At 63.8% G+C, this 19,168-nt stretch carries 7 protein-coding genes; 4 read left to right on the forward strand and 3 right to left on the reverse strand.

What is annotated here, in order from left to right; genetic code table 11:
• The 3 genes from AAHK20_RS13430 to AAHK20_RS13440 form a co-directional block, all read right to left on the reverse strand.
• Positions 1-226: SDR family NAD(P)-dependent oxidoreductase (locus AAHK20_RS13430; protein ID WP_449181953.1), on the reverse strand; the 226-nt coding region annotated here is incomplete at its 3' end.
• Between the two features lie 58 nt (positions 227-284).
• Positions 285-1,025 (reverse strand): acetoacetate decarboxylase, encoded by a 741-nt coding sequence (locus AAHK20_RS13435; RefSeq protein WP_449181954.1) that lies wholly within the window; start codon positions 1,023-1,025, stop codon positions 285-287.
• A 539-nt stretch (positions 1,026-1,564) separates the two neighbouring features.
• Complete coding sequence (locus AAHK20_RS13440; RefSeq protein WP_449181955.1) at positions 1,565-1,795, reverse strand: hypothetical protein; 231 nt, start codon at positions 1,793-1,795, stop codon at positions 1,565-1,567.
• A 471-nt stretch (positions 1,796-2,266) separates the two neighbouring features.
• Here AAHK20_RS13440 and AAHK20_RS13445 point away from each other — a divergent pair, with 471 nt between their 5' ends.
• The 4 genes from AAHK20_RS13445 to AAHK20_RS13460 all read left to right on the forward strand — a co-directional run bounded on the left by AAHK20_RS13445 (position 2,267) and on the right by AAHK20_RS13460 (position 19,157).
• Positions 2,267-4,441 (forward strand): two-partner secretion domain-containing protein, encoded by a 2,175-nt coding sequence (locus tag AAHK20_RS13445; protein WP_449181956.1) that lies wholly within the window; start codon positions 2,267-2,269, stop codon positions 4,439-4,441.
• A complete protein-coding gene (locus tag AAHK20_RS13450; RefSeq protein WP_449181957.1) occupies positions 4,426-6,246 on the forward strand; it encodes a ShlB/FhaC/HecB family hemolysin secretion/activation protein in 1,821 nt (606 codons plus the stop codon). The genes AAHK20_RS13445 and AAHK20_RS13450 overlap by 16 nt, the downstream gene beginning before the upstream one ends.
• Before the next feature lie 17 nt (positions 6,247-6,263).
• Positions 6,264-7,163, forward strand: coding sequence for a peptidylprolyl isomerase (locus AAHK20_RS13455; RefSeq protein WP_449181958.1), 900 nt, complete (start codon positions 6,264-6,266; stop codon positions 7,161-7,163).
• A 162-nt stretch (positions 7,164-7,325) separates the two neighbouring features.
• Positions 7,326-19,157 carry a filamentous hemagglutinin N-terminal domain-containing protein gene (locus tag AAHK20_RS13460; protein WP_449181959.1) on the forward strand — a complete coding sequence of 3,944 codons (11,832 nt, stop codon included), beginning with the start codon at positions 7,326-7,328 and terminating at the stop codon, positions 19,155-19,157.
• Positions 19,158-19,168: the final 11 nt, after the last annotated feature.

The following is a 19,168-nucleotide window of genomic DNA, read 5'->3' on the forward strand; positions in this document are numbered from 1 at the left end:
TATCGATGCCTTGGTTGACCGCTTCTTCGTTGGTGACGTCCATCGCGACGCCGACCGCCTTGCCGCCCTTTTGCTTGATCTCGTCGGCCACGGCTTGTGCGCCGGCCAGGTTCAAGTCGGCGATCGCCACCGCGGCGCCTTGTGCCGCGAGCACCAATGCGATTTCCTTGCCGATGCCGCTTGCTGCGCCCGTCACAACCGCGGTCTTGCCGTTGAGTGTCGTCATGTTCGTGTCGTCCTGATTGTTGAGTTGTCGATATTTGCGTTAAGCAAGTTTTGCTGAATCAGCGAGCGAGATAGTCGTGCACGACGGTGCCGAGGCCGAGCGTCAGGTCGGCGACCAGATGCCTTGCTTCGACGATCTCGAGCACAGGCAGATCGGCCACCGGCGCGAGCGCGTGATGCGCGAGCTGCAGCGATGCCGGGCCCGTCCATGCGCCCTTGAGCTTGATGTCTTCCAGGTAGTAACGCACGAGCTCGCAAACGCGCGGCGAGCCGTCGACGTGAGGAATGATCTTCAGCAGGTAGTTCGGAGCGGCCATGCGCTTCGTTTGTTCCGCAATATCGAGTTCTTTGTGCTTGTAGCCCATCGTGCCCGTGGCGACGCGCACCGAACCGTAGTTGAGCGTGCCGAGCAGGTGGTCGGTGTCGACGTGCAGCGTCGGCTTGGCGAGCTTCTTCGGAAAGCCCCACAGCTCGCGGCCGCCGGCGATCGGCGGATGGTCGTCGAGATACATCGCGAGCGTGTAGCTGCCGGGCTTGCCTTCGTAGGTAACCGGAATCACCTGTCCGCTTTCGGTGTAGTCGCCGAAGCCGGTCGAGTCGGCCATGCGGATGAATTCGTAGTGAACGTACGGATCGGTGACTTGGAGGGGCTCGGGGACGATCTCGCGGAGCAGGTCGAGATCGGTGCGGTAGGTGATGATGAGGAACTCACGGCCGTAGAACTTGTACGGACCCATCGGAAATGCCGGGCTGGTGAGCGGCATGGCAAATGCTTTCGAAACCACGCGGTCGGGACTCATAGGTACTCCTTTAAAAAGCGTTGGCCAAGGAAAACGTGTCGATATCCTATATGGAGGTTATGTCTTTCGCGAGTCGAGAGTAGGGAACAGATTGTTGCGTTTACTGCGGCAAATGACGAGTCAAGGATGTTCACACCGTCTCATTAATGAGCCTAATCGAATAATCTGAGGCGAAAATTAAAGTGCGTGGACGGTGATCGGTGGCGACGTGCAACACACTGTTGCCGCTGTGCCGCGAGCCATTATGTCGTGAGTGTGCCCAGGCGCAACGCCAAAGGTGAGCGTTTTCGGGAGGCTGCGCGGAAGGCTGAATTGGCGGCGCGTTTTTGCGGAGGCCGGATGCTTGCGCGTGGAAAAATTCACGCGGCGTGCCTATTTTCGCGGGGAAAACGACTGGAATTGAAGCGCTCAGGTGAGCGGCGTTGGCGCCAAGGCTCACCATCGAAGCGGGCGCGCGAGCACAAAGGTGAGTGTTTTCGGGAGCCTTCGCGCGGGGGAGGCGGTGCCCGTTGCGGTTCCGCCCCGTGCGGCGGAGCCGGCTAGCCGGCGTAGATGCTCATGTCGAATTCGCCTTGCGTATCTGTTGCGCGTTTCTGGCGTTCGCTCTTGATCGGCTGGTCGGGCGAGGACGTGGGCGGCTCGGGCTCGCTGGCCTCGGCGGCCAGCGCCGCCAATTCGGCGGCTTGGCGGGCATCGCGCAGCGCGGTGCAGCGCTGGGCCCGCCGGATGTCGGAGAGTGTGCGAACCAGGCGCATCGTCCTTTTCGACATGGCTTTCTCCTTCCGTTGCAGTCGCAACTTGATAAAGCACTTTAAGTTTACTGCGCGGAGGACTGATAGATAAGGCTCTTTGTGATTATGGCAACAGTTTGACGGGAAAATTTTGAGGTTTTTTGGGGAACGACTGGGCGTTCGGACCGGCGGACCTCGTGATGGGCACTCGGACACGATGAGGAATTTGCTGAAACGGCACCGTTAATAGTCCCAACCAATCTTTCTATTAAATTAAATCAATCAATCTATAAGCTTTCAATATCTAATGCGGATTCCTATTTTCCTTAGGTAAATACTTGAATTTACTGCATCGAAAGCAATCAGAAAGAAATTTCTCGAAATAAAAATCTAAAGAATCCCTCGAGGCTGTCGAAAACATCATAAGAATGCGCGCGTGCATAGGCACTCGCCCAAACAAACAAGACCAATTGAGAACCCGTAGCGCACCCGGCGCCGGGTCATATTCGAATGAATAACCGGTATCGAGGCCGGCGCACAAGCAATGGGGGCTTGCGCGCCTTGCGGCGTTTTGCCCTCCTGTTTTCGGCGTTGCCCGCTACGGTATTGGCCGCAGGGATCGTCCCCGATGGCGGGACGGCAACGTCCGTTTCAACGGCCGCAAATGGCCGGCAAACGGTCAATATTGCGCCGGCATTTTCCGGGGTATCACAGAACACATATAGCTCATTCAATGTCGGCGCTGCCGGTGCGACGCTGAATAACACCGGCATTAATGCCCGGACCATCGTCAATCAAGTCACCAGCACCAATCCGAGCTTGATTGAAGGGCAAATCAGCGTGAGCGGCCCGAACGCCAATGTGGTGCTCGCGAATCCGAACGGCATTACCGTCAACGGTGGCTCGTTTCAGAACATCGGGCACGTCGCTTTGACGACGGGCCAAGTCAGTTTCAACGATTTGCAAATCGCCCCCGGTGTCGTTCAGCGCAATGTCGTTCTGAATACGACGTCCGGCACGATTGTGGTCGGCCCGCAGGGCCTTTCGGGCGCGCTCGTCGGCCTGGACCTGATCGCGAAGAATATTTCCGTCAACGGTCCGCTGACCAACAGCTTCACCTCGCCAACCGCCTACGTGCGCCTCGTGGGCGGCACCGAGCAGGCGACGCTGAACACCGGCCTGTCGCCGACCGATAACGCCAACGATTGGCTGACCGTCCAAGCGCCCGCGACGCCCTCAACGGCGAACTCCGTCGCCGTCGACATCACGGCGGCCGGCAGCGTGACGAGCGGCCGGGTCGTGCTGATCGTGACGGACCGAGGCCCCGGCGTGGCAAGCGCCGGCCCGCTCAACGCAACGCTCGGCAATTTCACGCTGACTTCGAACGGCAGCGTGCAAATCTCGAACACGACGGTCTCAGTAGCGCAAAACGCCAATCTGCAGGTGCAGGACGCGATCACGTTGACCGATACGCAATTCAACGTCAGCAACGGCACGGCAACGCTCGCGGCAACGCTCCCCGTCACGCTGATCGGCAGCGGCCTGATCGCGAGCGGCGGCATCTCGGTGACCGGCGGCGGCATCACGCTGCAGCCGGACAGCAACCAGACGGGCTCGACCATCGCCTCGGCGAACTCGGGGGTCGTGCTGACGAGCACGGGCGACATCACGAACATCGGCTCTCTCGTGCAAGGGCAGACGCGAATCGCCAACGATTCCGCGTCCCTGGGCGCCGTCACGCTCAACGCGGCGGGCGACGTGCTGAATCAATCCAAGACGAACACGGGCTTGGGCATCCTGTTCGGTGTCAATGACGACGTCTCGGTGACGGCCGGCGGCAACGTGACCAACGAAAACGCTCGCATTCTGTCGAACCAGAACGTGGCGGTCGCGGCAGCCGGCGACGTGAACAACATCGTCGACCACTCGACAGGCGTCGACAACGGCGCAGTGTCGAGCTATTCGAACCGCGGCTGGAGCTTGCTGTTCTTCACGCATCGCAACGACGGCTTCTCGATCGATTACGGTGAGCTAAACGATCCGCAGAAGCTGTCGTACGTCACGGCGGCTGGGGGCAACGTCACGATTCACGGCAACAACGTGTCGAACGTCGGCGGCTCGATTCTCGCGGACTCAGGCAACGCCTCCAACACCGGCAACATCTCGATCACCGCAAACAATTCGCTGCTCACGCAAGCGGTCTTCACGGGCCAGGCGAACTACAACCAGTCGTGCTTCATCTTCTGCCACTCGAGCGCATCGAGCACGGTTCAGGCCTATGGCGGCGTGATCGAAGCGAACACGAACATCGATCTGAAGGCCGGCACGCAGATCACGAACACGGGCGGCATGGTGCTCGCGCTTGGCACGCTGACGCTCGATGCGCCTAAAACGCTCGCGCAGGGCGTGCTCGGCTATAGCGCGATCAATCGCGACAACGACCTCAAGGCGTGGTTCGGCAACGCGTGGGCGACCATTTACGCATCCGACACTGGCGGCATCTTCAGCGGCGGCTCCGGGCAGGTGCAACTCAGCGGCGAGGGCGTGATCGACGGCGGCGCGTTCAGTGCGCCTGGCGGCGTGAACGCGGCAGGCGGCATCGTCACGATCAGCAAGCCGTACACGCAGCCGGTGACGGTCGGCGCTCACAATCACATCGGGCTCGTCTCATGGCTCGGCCTGTGAGGCGCCGTCTGCCCGGCGTGGCGAAGTGCGCGCTCGCGCTGCTCGCGGGCGCGGCTGCGGCACGGGCCTTGGCGCAGACGCCACCCGGCGCGCCTCCGCTGCCGGGTGGCGGCGCATTGCCGTTCAGGCCCGAGCAGGACCCGGGGCAACGTCTTCTGCAAGAACAGCGCGACCAGCAGCGCCAGCAGCAACTGCAACAAGCGCCCGCGCAGATTGCCGTGCCGGCGCAGCCCACGCTGCCGAACCTGCCCGAAGGCGCGGACATCGACACGCTGCCGGACGTCGAGCCGATGTTCGACATTGAGCACATTGATTTCATCGGCGACAAGGTGTTGAGCCAGCGCGAGCTGACCGCCGTCGCCAAGCCGTTCATCGGCAAGCGCCTCGGACGCAACCGCATCAACTTGTTGCTCCGGCGCGTGACCGAGGCGTTCATCGCGCACGGCTACATCACGACGCGCGCCTACTTGGGCCCGCAGAACCTCGCATCCGGCACCCTCAAAATCAACATCGTGGCGGGCCGCGTCGCGGCGTTCACGCTGAACGGCAAGCCGCTGCGTCCGCGCGACCCCGAAGCGCCACTGCTCGAAACGCACGGCGGCGGCCTGCTGACCGACGCCGGCACGGCATGGGCGTTCGGCGATAGTCAGGGCGACGTGTTGCGCTTGCCGGACCTGGAGCAAGGCGTCGACCAGATCAACCGGCTGCGACGCAACCAGGCCGAGATTCAGATCATGCCGGGACAGTCCCCCGGCGATTCGATCGTGGCGATCACGAACCACTACGGCGACCGCTTCTACTACGACGCCGGCATCGACAACTACGGCAGCTCGTCGACCGGTACGCTGCGCTATCGCGCCGACGCCGAAGCCGACAACCTGCTCGGCCTGCAGGAATCGCTCTCGCTCAACTACGTCGGCACCGAGGACACCAACGCGCTCGTGTTCTCGGCGGCGGTGCCGTACGGCTACCAGACCTTCAGCTACACGACGTCGCTCTCCGAGTATCAGCAGCAGATCGGCGACACCGCGCTGCTCGAAGGCCGCACGTTCAGCCAGATGCTCGGGTGGAACGACGTGCTCACGCGCTCGCGCACCGGCAACATCAGCGTCGACGTGACGCTCAACAAAATGCGCATCGAGCGCAACTTGAACGGCTTCTTCTTGACGCCGCAGGATTTGACGGTGCTGCGCGTGGGCGTCAATGGCTTGTATCGATTCGTCTCGCGCGATCAGGGCGCGGCGGCCACCTGGGACGTCGGCATCTCGCAGGGCCTGCCGTGGCTCGGCGCAAGCCATGACGCGTCGGACATCGGCAGTACCGACGCGCACAGCCAATTCACCAAGGCCGACGCCACCGGCACGCTGCAAATCGCACTCGGCACGCTCGGCAAAACCGCGTGGACGTATCGCGGCACGCTGCGCGGCCAATTCAGCCCGGTCGCGATGTTCGGCAACGAGCAGATCTTCCTCGGCGGCATGGACTCCGTGCGCGGCTTCACCGAGGGCGGGATCAGCGGCGACAGCGGCATCTATCTGCGCAACGAAGCGGCCTGGCAGAACGCGCCCGCGTGGCGCGACGCGCGCATCGAGCCGTACGTGTTTCTCGACGGCGGCAAGGCGCATCTGGTCGCGCAAGGCGGCTGGCCGACGCTGCTCGGCACGGGCGTCGGCGCCCGCGCGCAATGGCGCATCGGCAAACAAACGATTTCGAGCGAGGTGCTGCTCGGGCAGGCCCTCATTCAGCCGGCCGCACTCGGCAGGAAAGCGACCGTGCTGCTCGCCACTCTCAACTGGTCCGAATAAGAGCAAAGGAGAACCCCATGAACCATCGATTGAATCCGCGGTTGACGACTTTCGCAAGCACGCTGTGTCTCGCGCTTGCCGCGACGCTCGCACCGGCTGCTCACGCGGCGAACACGTCTTCGAAAACGGACAAAGCCGCCGCGCCGCAAAGCGCATCGGCCCCATTGCCCGCCAACGCGATTGCCCGCGTGAACAACGTGCTGATCACGCAGGACGAACTCGACCAGGCCGTCCACGCGACGAACGCGCCCGATACGCCCCAGCTGCGCGCCGGCTTGAAGAACCAGCTGATCGCGCGCGAGCTGTTCCGCCAAGCGGCGGCCAAGGCGCACTACGACACGCGTCCGCAAGTGGTCGCCGCAGTCGAGCAGGCCAAGACGATCGCGATGACGCAGGCGTATCTGCGCGACCAAGTGAAGCCCGCGCCCGTCACCGATGCCGACGTGAAGGCGAAGTACGACGCGATCGTCGCGACGCTCGGCGAGAACGAATACAAGCCGAGCGTGATCGCGGTGAAGGACGCCGATACCGCGAACAAGATCCTCGACCAATTGAAGAAGGGCACGGATTTCGCGCAGCTCGCCAAACAGTACAGCCAGGGCCCCGGCGCTGTGCAAGGCGGCGCGCTGAACTGGATCTCGTTCAAGACGCCGATTCAGCCGGGCAACACGCAGAACTGGCCGCAGCCGCTGGCCGAAGCACTCGTGAAGCTGCCGCAAGGCGCGGTATCGAGCGCGCCGGTGCAAGTGGGCGACGTCTACTGGATCTTGCGCGTCGATGAAAAGCGTCCGACGCAGGTGCCGCAGCTCGATCAGGCGCAGGGCGAACTGCGCAAGCAGCTCGAACAGATCGCGCTTGAGAAAGCGACGGCACAGGTTGTCGGGGATCTCGTGAAGAACGCACAAATTCAGCAGTAACTGAGCAGCAACTAAGCAGCAACAGCAGTCTCGAGAAGCCACACCGCACGGCGCGCAATAACGGGCACATAAGCCCGGACGCGCCGTGCGCCGCCGGCTGGCCGGCCGGCGAGCGATCGCATGAAACGCAGCGAATAACAACGAAGAACGATCGAGAACGATATGAAAACGACCACGCGGGGTAGTTTGCGACAGCTCGTGCGCGCTCAAGCGGCGCGGGACTTTGCACGCCGTCGGGCGCTCGACGCATTGCGCGCATCGACGCGTCTGCTATCGCGTGCAGGCGGGACGCCTCGCGCATACACGTGGTGGCAGCGCGCGATCAGCGCTGTCGTGGCCGCGACGCTGTTCGTCGGGCCGATCACCGTGACGGTCGAACAAGGGCGCGCGGCGGCGGGTGTTCTCGCCGCAGGCAGCCATCGTCTGGACGACGAAGCTTGGCAAGTCATTCAAGACCTCGCCGCGCTACGCATCCGTTTCGCGATGCAACTTGCCGAGGCGGCGCCGATCGTCGACCCCACCGCACCGATCACGTTCCAGCCGAAGATCACGCAATCGACCGGCGCGAACGGCGGCGTGCCTGTCGTCAACATCACTGCGCCGAACGGCGCTGGTATCTCGCTCAATCAGTACCAGAGTTTCAACGTCGATCCGGTCGGGCTGATCCTCAACAACAGCTTGATGTCGGGCACGTCGCTCACAGGCGGCAACGTCGCGGCGAATCCGAATTTGAACGGACGCACGGCGAGCGTCATCGTCAATCAGGTGACCTCCACCGGCACGGCGTTCGCCACGCTGCTCAACGGCCCGCTCGAAGTGTTCGGCGCGCCCGCGACGGTCATCATCGCGAACCCGAACGGCGTCGCGACGCAGGGCGCGGGCTTTACGAACACGATCGGCGTCACGCTGACGACGGGTACGCCGCAGTTCCTGACGAGCGTCGGCGGCACGGCCACCGGTTTCGCGAACGCGCAGGCGCTTGGCTACAACGTGACGGGCGGGCACATCCAGATCGAAGGCAATGCTGGCGTCAACGGACCGGGGTCCGGGATCGAAGGCACGGTCGGCACGATCGACTTGATCGCCGAGACGATCGGCGTCAATGCGCCGCTGTACGCGGGTAACCGCATCAACGTGATCGCGGGGCGGCAGTTCGTGGCGCCGCAAGCGGTGGACAGCAACGGCACGACGACCTACGCGACGTCCTCGAACGGCGCGACGAACACGGCCGCGGCGATTAACGCGGGCAACGGCAATGCGAACAACGGCTACGCCGTCGACGCGACCGCATACGGCGCGATGACGGCGGGGCAGATTCAAGTGATCGGCACGGCGGCCGGCATGGGCGTGCGCACCGATGCGCAGCTTGCGGCCAATGCGGGGGACTTGTCGCTGTCGGCAAACGGCGATGTGCAGATGGCGGGCAGCGCGGCGCAGCAGCAGGCGAACGTGCAATCGGCCGGCAGCGTGACGCTGACGGGCGCGCATATCGGCATCGGCAGCTACACGATCAATGCGAACGGCGACGTGACGTCGAGCGGCACGCTGCAATCGGGCGGCAATCTGTCCGTCAACGCGGGCGGCAACATCAACATCGCGAACGCGCAGTCGACGGGCGACACGGCGATGACCGCCGGCGCGAACGTGACGACCGGCGCCGTGCAAAGCGGCGGCAACCTCTCGCTCACGGCGCTTGGCAACGACGGAACCGGCGACGTCTCGCTGACCGGCACGACGATCGTCACCAACGCGACGACGCTCACGGCGGCGCGCGACGTCAACGTCAATGGACAGACCAGCAGCGGCACGCTGCAAGCGACGGCACGGCGCAACGTCAACGTGAATGCCGCGACGCAGACATCCGGCGATCTCGCGCTCACGGCAACGAACGGGAGCATCACGACGAGCGCGAACGTCAACAGCGACGGCAATCTCGCGCTGAGCTCAGGGCAAACGACCACGATCGCCGCGCAGGCGACCGCGAAAAAAGCCGTCACGTTGACGGCGGGACAGAGCGTCTCGGTGACCGGCTCGCTCGCCAGCGGCACGACGCTGACAGCGAATACGCCGGGCGCGTTCAGCGTCGCAGGCTCGACCTTCGTCGGCACGGACGCGACGATCAACGGCGGCAGCATCGACGTGCCCGGCGTGCTGATCGTGCAGAACAACGGCACGCTGAATGCGCAGGGCGATCTCACCGGCAGCGGTTCCATCGCGTTCGGACAAAGCGGCACGCTCACGACGGGCAACGACGTATCGCTGACCGGCAAGCTGCTGGCCAACGGCTTGCAAGTGAACGCGGGCAACAGCGCTGCCTTCGCGCAAGTGCAGGCGGGGGGTGCGTTCGATGTCGTCGCCAACGGTGCGGCGGGCGGCGGCGACGTCACGTTCAACGGCAACGCGGCGGTGGTTGGCGCGACGTCGGTGCAGGCGGCGCGCGACGTGCTCGTCAATGGCACGCTCGCGGGAGGCGCGCAGGTCGGGATCACTGCGCAGCGCAACGTGACGGTCGCTTCGAGCGGAACCGCGCAGTCGGTCGGCGATATGTCGATCGCGGCGAAGACGGGCAACGTCACGTCGACGGGCACGATCAACAGCGGCGCGGCGCTCGGCGCGCAGGCGGCTCAGAATGTTTCGCTCACCGGCTCGACGAGCGCGACGGGCGACATGACGCTCACGGCGGGCAACGACCTGACGATCGGCGGCTCGCTCGCGGGCCAAGGCAACGCGACGCTCAGCGCGGGCCACGACGCGAACCTCGGCGGCAACAGCGGCATCGCGAAGGACGTGACCGTCACGACCGGCAACGACATCGCGATGACCGGCGCGCTGCAGGGCAATCACGTTTCGATGACCGCGGGCAACTCCGCGACGCTCGACAACATCCAGGCCAACGACACGCTCACCGTGACCGCCAAGGGCGCAGCGGGCGGCGGCGACATCACCGTGAACGGCCTCGTCGCGTCGCTGACGAGCGGCACGCTTAGCGCCGCGCAAAACGTCAATGTGAACGGCACGCTGCAGACGGCATCGGGGCTCGGCATCACGGCGGGGGCGAATACGTCGGTGGCGGGCACCGTGCAGTCGAACGGCAACGTCACGGTCACGAACAACAGCGGGTCGCTCGCAAGCACGGGCAACATCGCGGCGGGCGGCAACCTCATCGCCAACGCATCGCAGTCGATCAATCTCGGTACGCAGAGCACGTCCGCGCTCGGCGACATGACGTTGACTGCCGGCCAGAACATTCAGATGGACGGCACCGTCGTCAGCCAAGGCAACGGCATGCTGACGGCGGGCGGCAACATTGCTGGCGCGGCATCGGCGGCGTTCGGCCTGGCCGCGAACCTCACCTCGGGTGGTGACACGACGCTCACCGGATCGCTTCACGCCGCGACGGTGCAGACCAAAGCGGGCGGCAACGCGACGCTCAACAACGTCCAGGCCGGTTCGACGATTTCGCTCAATGCGCAGAACAGCCTCGCCGTGACGGGGGCGGTGGCGGGCGGCTCGACGGTTGCGCTCAACGCGGGCCAGGACATCAACATCAGCGGCTCGATTCAATCGACGAGCGATACAAACCTGACCGCGCTGAACGGCAGCGTCGGCTTGAACGGTGCGTCCGCAACGATTGCGAGCAGCGGCGCGCTGAACGTGCAGGCGGGCACCGACATCAACCTCGGCGGCACGACCACGGTCGCGCTCGACACGACGCTCAACGCCGCGCGCGACGTCAACGTGACCGGCTCGATCAGCGGGCAGGGCAATGGCCTCGTCACGTCGGGCCGCGATATCGGCGGCGCGGGGTCGATCAGCTTCACACAGGCGGCGACGCTGCTTGCTGGACGCAGCGTCGCCCAAGGTGGGTTGATTCAGGGCAACACGGTGCGGGTGTCGGCGGCGAACGATGCGACGGTCAACAACGTCGAGTCCGCGACGACGATTGCGCTGACCTCGGGCACATCGGGCGCGGGCAACCTCACGATGACTGGCGGTGCGGCCTCGACGGGCGCGATCACGGCGACCTCGGCGGGCGACGTGACGATCGCGAGCACTGGCAAGCTCGCGAGCGGCTCGACGATCGGCGTGACGGCCGCGAACGACATCAACGTGGCAGGCGCGATCGAATCGAATGGCGACACGACGCTCAAAGCGCTGCAAGGCAGCCTGAACGCGACGGGCGGCATCAACAGCGGCGGCAAGCTGACGGTGACGACCGGCCTCGACTTGTCGCTTGGCGCGAGCACGAGCGCCGTGGGCGACGTCACGCTCAACGCGGGCCGCGACGCCGTGCTGAACGGCACGCTCGTCGGGCAGGCGAACGGCTATGTGACGGCGGGCCGCGACATCTACGGGCCGGGCACGCAGTCGTTCACGAACGCGGCGGCGGTGCTCAATGCGCAGCGCGATATCGCGCTGACGGGGTCCTTGCAGGCCAACGTCGTGCAGGCGACGGGCGGCGACAACGCGGCGCTGAACAACGTCACCTCGGCCACGACGCTCACGCTTACCGCGAACGGCAACGCAGGCAACGGCGACGCGTCGATCACCGGCACGGCGACGGCGCCAGGCGTGGTCTCGCTCACGGCTGCACGCGACGTGCTCGTGAGCGGCTCGCTCACGGGCGGCAGCACCGTCACGCTGAACGGACAGCGCAACGTGACCATGAGCGGCGGCGTGCAATCGCAGAGCGACCTCGACGTGATCGCGACGACGGGCAGCGCCTCGCTGACCGGGACGACGACATCGAACGGCGCGTTGAACGTGACGTCGGGCCTCGATACGCAGCTCGGCGGCCAGATCGCCGCGACGAACCAAGTCACGGTGAAGGCGGGCCGCGACATCATGCTGACCGGCGCGCTCGCCGGACAGGCGGGTGGCACGTTCACGGCGGCGCAGGACATCAACGGCGCGGGAGCGGCGGCGTTCGCGCAAGCGGTGAGCGTGAATGCATCGCATGACGTTGCGTTGACCGGCTCGCTGCAAGGCACGACGGTCACGGTGACCGGCGCGAACAACGCCGGCCTCGGCAGCGTACAGGCGACGACCGGCAACCTCACGGTGACCGCGAACGGCAATGCGGGCGGCGGCGACGTTACGTTCGGCGGCACGGCGAATGCGTTCGGCAACATCGCGCTGCAGGCGGCGAACAATGTCAACGTGGCGGGCGCGATGAACGCGGGCGGCACGACGAACATCACCGCGCCGGGCAGCGTGACGCTCGCGAGCGCGAACTCGACCGGAGACCTGACGATCAACGCGGGCGCGGGGATCACCGCGAGCGGCAGCGTCACGACCAACGGCAATCTGCTCGCGACGGCGGGCAACGATATTTCGATGGGCGCCGCGCTCGCGAGCGGCACCGCCAATCTGCAAGCGCAGGGCTTGAACGGCGCGGGCGACGTCAGCGTGACCGGCACGCTCGGCTCGGGCGGCGCGACGAGCGTCTCGGCGGCGCGCGACGCGACGGTAGGCGGCAACGTGTCGAGCGGCGACAAAGTCACGATTACGGCGGGGCGGAACCTGAGCGTCGGCGGCAATATCGGCGCGGGTGCGGATACGGCGCTGACGGCGACGACCGGCAATCTCGCCGTGACGGGCACGACGACGGGCACCGGCAACCTGACCGCGAAAGCAGGCGGCACGCTCTCGTTGGGCGGCGAACTCGTCAACGGCGATACGACGCTGACCTCGGCCGGTACGGCGACGCTGACCGGCGCCTTCTATGGCTTGGGCGCGGCGACCGTCAACGCGGGCGCGATTGCGGGTGGTGGCGCGCTGACGTTCGGCAAGGACATCAATCTCACGGCAAGCACGGGCGGCATTACGCTCGGCGCGATTCAAGGCGCGGGACAGTTGATCGCGACGTCGAGCGGCGATATGTCGTTCGGCGCGTCGACGGCGGTCGGCAATGTCACTGCGACTTCGAAGAACGGCAGCGTGACGTTCAACGGCGAATTGCAGACGGGCGGCAACGCGCTGATTCAGGCGGCTGCGAATGCGGCGGTGACGGGCGGCATCTCTTCGATGGGGACGGTGAACGTCACCGGGACGAACGGGAATGTGACGGTGGCGGGCGTGTCGTCGAACGGCGATACGACGATGACGGCGGGACAGACGCTGACGCTTTCGGGTACGAGCGTCGTGGCCGGCCAATTCCAGCTGACGGGCGGGAACGTGACGCTGAGCGGTAACGCGAGCGGCTCCAAGAACGTGACGGTGACGGCGCAGAACACGCTCGACGCGAGCCAGGCGACGCTGGTGTCGTCGCAGAACACACAAGTGTCCGGGGCGAACGTGACGCTCGGGAATCTGGTGGTCGGCGGGACGTTGACGGCGAACGCTTCGAATCAACTGTCGATTGCATCGGGTAGCGCGGTGGACGTGGTGGGTGCGACGACGCTCACCTCGAAGAACGGCTTGACCAACGCGGGCCAGGTGCTCGCGGGCGGGCCGCTGAATGTGTCGGCGGTGAACCTGACCAACGCGGCGAACGCGTCGCTCGCGTCGACCGGCACGACGACGATCAACGCGACGAACTTCACGAACGCGGGGCTCGTGAACGGTCAGACGACCACGGTCACCGTGACGGGCGGGCTGACGAACGTCGGCGGGTCGCTGATGGGCGTGGACGCGCTGACGATCAATACCGGTTCGCTGAACAACCAGAGCGGGGTGATTTTTGCGGGGAACCCGAATACGCCGAACGGACCGACGACGGGGGATTTGTCGCTGACGATCAACGGCGGCAATGGGTCGTTCTATAACGCGGGCGGGCAGCTGCTCGCCCAGCGCAACATGGGGATCAGCGCGGTCAACCTGGCGTTCGACCCGTCGCAAGGGACGATCAGCCAAGGCGGGCAGCTCTCGATTACGGCAGGGACGATCAGCAATAGCGGGACGTGGAATTACGGCGGGCAGGGTGTAACGATCGATGGTCTCTACGGGATCTATAACGGCGGGACGATGACCGGCACCGCGCCGCTCACGATTTCGACGGGCGGGACGTTCACGAATGTCGGGAGCGTGATTGGTAACGACGTCACGTTTAACGGGACGTTGTACAACGCTGCGGGCGCGCTGATGCATGCGGGCGATGCGCTGACGTTGAATGGCAATACGACCAATCGCGGCACGGTCGAATCGGGGAACTCGCTTACGGTCAGCGGCGGCAATTACGACAACCAAGGGGCGACGACGCAGACGCGAGGCAACGCGACGTTCAATCTGGGCGGTACGTTGCGGAACACGGGTGGGTCGATTTCCGCGGGGAACAACCTCACGATCAATGCGGCTGCGGTCGTGAACGATCAGACCGCGCCGAGCGGGGCCACGACGACCACCACGACAGTGGTTGATTCGTCGTTGCTTCTATCGGCGATGGTGGGTACCGAGACGTATGAGTACGAGCACAAATACGGCGGCGAAAACGGCTTTTTAGAAGAAGAGTCCGCCAGTTTCAACGCGTCGTTGGGCGACTTGCTTTCTCCCACGGGCATACAGTCGTCGGACGAGGCTGCGGGAGGTTCCTGCTATCCCTGCGGGTTCACAACGTCGCAACCCGTCACGGGCTCGGGAACCGTCACCTTCAACGAATACAACGTGCACGTGGGGGAAGATCGGAACGGCAACGCGACTTACGCAAATCTTTGGTTCGTCGGCACTGGCGTTGACCCGAGCGCTCTCGCCTCTCGAACGTTCGCCTTGCCGACGGTCACCGAGACGACGACGAGCCAGGCGCCCGGCACGTCCGGTGTGATTTCTGCCGGTGGATCGATTTCACTCACCGCGAACTCGCTTTCCAATCAGGGCGGGCAAATCGCGGCGCAGGGCAATGTCACGCTCAACTTGCAATCGTTGAGCAACGGCGCCGTCGCGCCGACGATGACCAGTCAAACGACCGATAGCGTGAATCAAGGCCAGCTATCGAGCTTCCTGGCCCAAGTGAACGCACTGGGAACCGTTGCAATCCAGGGCTCCGGCAATCCTTCAGGGACGACCTGCGATTCGCAGAACTATTGCTCGATTGGCGATGTGCTCGCGCCGACGATGTTTACTTTTTCGTCGGGCTCGGCTCCTTCGTCGAGCGGCACCACGACGACCTCCACGCCGACAGGCATGATCGCGGCAGGTGCGAACCTCGCAGTGGACGGGGGCTACCTCATTAACGCCGGCTTGCTGTACGCGGGCAACAACGTGTACGTCGGGGCGCAATACCTTGGCAATCAAGGTGGCAATCAACAGAATTATTCGTCGCAGGTTGGCTGCGCGTCTGGCGTTCCGAACTATGACTGCGGCGGATTTGGCCACCCGCGCGGCGAAAACCCGAATACGACGACTTTCAGCTACTCGCAAAACGACGCGACGATCTACGCCGGCAACGATCTGGTGATCGCCGCAGGGCAAGTCAACAACACCTACGGCAACCTGCTTGCCGGTCACAACGTCGTCATTGGGGGCGTAGGCACGACGGCGACATCGACGACGCCGGCGCAAAGCCTGAACAACACGTCGGGCAACATCGTTGCAGGCAACAACATCACGCTGAACGTATCGGGCGCGATTACGAATAATTTGCCTCCGCCGGTACTGGTCCACCAGAACTACGGCAGCAAGGAGGAATACAGCGGTTGCATGACCGCAGGCGGCTATAAGGAAAGCTACTGCGAGGGGTACGTTGAACAGCAATCAGGCAGCTCGTCGGTGATCAGCGCGGGCAACAACCTGCAGATCAACGCCGGCAGCCTGACCAACATCGGCAGCCTGATCGCGGCAGGCACGAGTGCGACCATCAACGTGGCCGGGCCGGTCGTGAATCAAGCGCAGACGCTGAACGCCTATTGGCACTCGCACTGGGTGCAGGAAACCGGCATGTTCAGCAGCGACAAGCGCCACGACATCTGGGCGTGCGGTTCGGTCGCTGAGTGCACGGCGCTGTATGGCAGCGCCTATACGAGCGTTGGCGGCTCGATCGATCCGCCCACACCGGTCGGCAACATCGCCGCGACGATTCAGGCGCCGAACCTGACGGTCACGTCCGGTGGTCAGATCGTGAACGTGGGCAACATCATCGGCACGTCGGTGACGCTCACCGGCCAGAAGCTGATCAACGGCATCACAACGGCGAATACGTATACGCCGCGCGTGAACGCGCCCTCGCAAGTCATCTCACTGAGCCCGTTGGATCTGCCCGGTCTGAACCTGTCGATGCCGCGGTCGGTGGGCAGCGGCTCAATTCCGACTCTGGTGGCTGGGCAGGCTTCCTACTTCGAGCAGGCGCTCGGCACGTCGCAGACCTCGATGCTCGGGCCGCAGCAATTGCTCAACGCGTTGCCTGCGAATCTGCAACCGAGCACGACGCTCTTTTACTACAACCCGCAGGAAGAGGATTTGGTGTTGCAGCAGGCCGCGTTGCAGCAGACGGGGCAGGCGAGCTTCATCAACGGGTTGACGTACGACAGCACAAACGGCGTGTCGGTGACCGACCAGGAGAAGGCGGTTCTGTATCAGAACGCGCTGAACTACGCGCAGCAGAACGATCTTCAACTGGGCGATGCGCTGTCGCAGACGCAGATCAATGCGTTGACGCAGCCGATGCTGTGGTACGTGCAGCAGACGGTGCCCGACCCGAGCTGCACGGCGACAGGCACCGCGACTTGTCCGACCGTGACCGCGCTGATGCCGCAGGTGTACCTGCCGCAGAACTGGAGTGCGATGTCGGCGGGCGGGAACATCGAGGGCACCAATGTCACGCTGAACTTCAACCAAGGCGGTCAAGGCAGCATCCTGAATACGGGGAACATCACCGCGTCGAACACGCTGACGGTGAACACGCAGTCGCTGACGAACGAGGCGAATCAGGTCAACGTCGGCAACATTTGGAGCAGCGTGAAGGGCGGGTACGTCGATACGACAGGTACGGAAGTGCAGCCGGGCGGGTTCATGAGCGCGGCGAACATGAACCTGAACGTGCAGACGCTGCAGCAGATCGGTGGGGCGCTGCAGGAGTTGAATGCTGACGGCACGGTGAATCAGGCCGGTACGCAGCAGATGCTGGCGGCGTTGCAGCAGCAGTTGGGCGGGAATTTTACGCAGACGTCGGTTAGCGACAACCTACATACCAATTTTGTGCAGCAAGGAGGTGGGCTGCCGACGTTTGTGGTGGCGGCGATCGCGATTGCTGCTTCGATTGTGACGGCGGGTGCCGCGGCGGCGGCCGCTGGCGTCGTGATGACGGAACTATCGGTCGGATCAGTGCTGATCGGCGCGCTAGGCGGGATGGTTGGCAGTGCCGTAAGCCAGGTGGCATCCGGTCAGGGACTGAATTTTGGCCAGATTATGCAGGCAGGCGTGCTCGGCGCCTTGACGGCAGGCGTGTTTGCGGCAAGCGGCCTGGGCAATCTTCAAACCCTCCAGACATTAGGGAAAGCCATTGGGACGGGTGCGACGGTCACGGCATCGCAAGTCGGCGACGCCTTGGCGACGATTGCCGAACGCGGCGTCGTGACTGCTGGGCTGGACACTGCTGTGGAGGGGGGCAGTTTCGGCAGCGCCCTCGAGAACAGCATTATCGGCGACGTAGGGGCTGTCGGCGCGACTGCCATTGGCGCTACAGCGGGTGATAGCAACTCGTGGTTGGCTGAAGGCAGCGCCGGGAATGTGCTGGCTCATGCGGGGTTGGGATGTGCGCTGTCGGCGGCGGAGGGCACGGGATGTGCGGGCGGGGCAATTGGCGCTGCGGCTAGTGCGATCGTCTCTCCGTACGTGCGGGACGCCCTATACGACGGCACGCAGACAGTCACGACGTCGGACAACGGCAACGGCACGTCTACGCAAGTCACGACCTACCAAAACGGGCTTTACAACGCTGTGACGGAAGGCGTTGCTGCGCTGACTGGCGGGCTGGCTAGCGGGGTGATTGGCACGAACGGACAGGCCGGCGCCACGTGGGCGGTCAATGAGGCCACGTATAACACCAACAGCGCGAAAGTAACCACGTCGGCCAACGGTACTGGAAGCGGCGTAAACGGTACGGGCACGCAATATGCCTTCACGATGCCGAGCACCGGTAGTCCTAGTGCTTCGTCATCGACATCCGGGGATGAATCGACTTGGCAGCGGCTGAAGGACGCGGTTGTAACCACGGTTACGCATCCGCTGAGCTCGTTCGAATATGCCTGGGATAGTACGATTCAAGACTTGAAGTCGGCTGCTATCAGCCAGGACCCGTTTCACCACACGGTGTACGATCCGACCGATCTTGAGAGCCTTGGTGGCGGAGGAGGCGGCAACACGTCTGGTACTGCAGGTGCGGTTGTGACTACCGGACCGATGTTCATTCCGGTTGGTGGGACGCTCGTTGTTGTACCAGGCATGGCGGGATATGTTCCGTCGACGGCAACATTTTCCACAGCGAGCAGCGGGAATGATAGCGGGGAATCGTCGAGCACAGCCGCAAGCGGCAGTGCGCAACAGGCACTTGGTTCAATTTCCAATTCGTCTGCGGCAACGCCGTCGAACGGTGGTTTTGTTAACAGCACTAAGGTGAGTCAAAGCGGGTACGTTGTTCAGAACTTGAACTCAAGTCAACAAGCGCTTGTGCAAAACATTATGCAGAATGGGGATCAATCTGGCGGCACGACGGAGGCTCTGGTTACATCGGTTTCCGAAAGTGCGGGCTATGCCGATTTGCCAGGTGGAAAATACGGCTCTAATAACGGCTTCGATCACGTGCTGGAGGCGCCAGATGGTAGCGTTACGATCGTGATCGATTCCAAGCAGATCAATAACGGAAGTTTTACTTTAGGGAGTAGTCAGGCGGGGATGCAATTGAGCCCGGGCTGGATAGACGCAACGCTGAACAATCTGCCCAATAGCTCTCCGGCAAAGAGCGCTATTTTGAGTGCTCAAAGCAAGGGGACCTTATATACCGCGGTCGCCGGGGTGGATAAGTCGACGGGGGCGCTGACTATTGTTCCCGTGAAAGTCAAATGATAGGGGTGAGA

The sequence above is a fragment of the Trinickia camelliae genome (genome assembly GCF_053525655.1).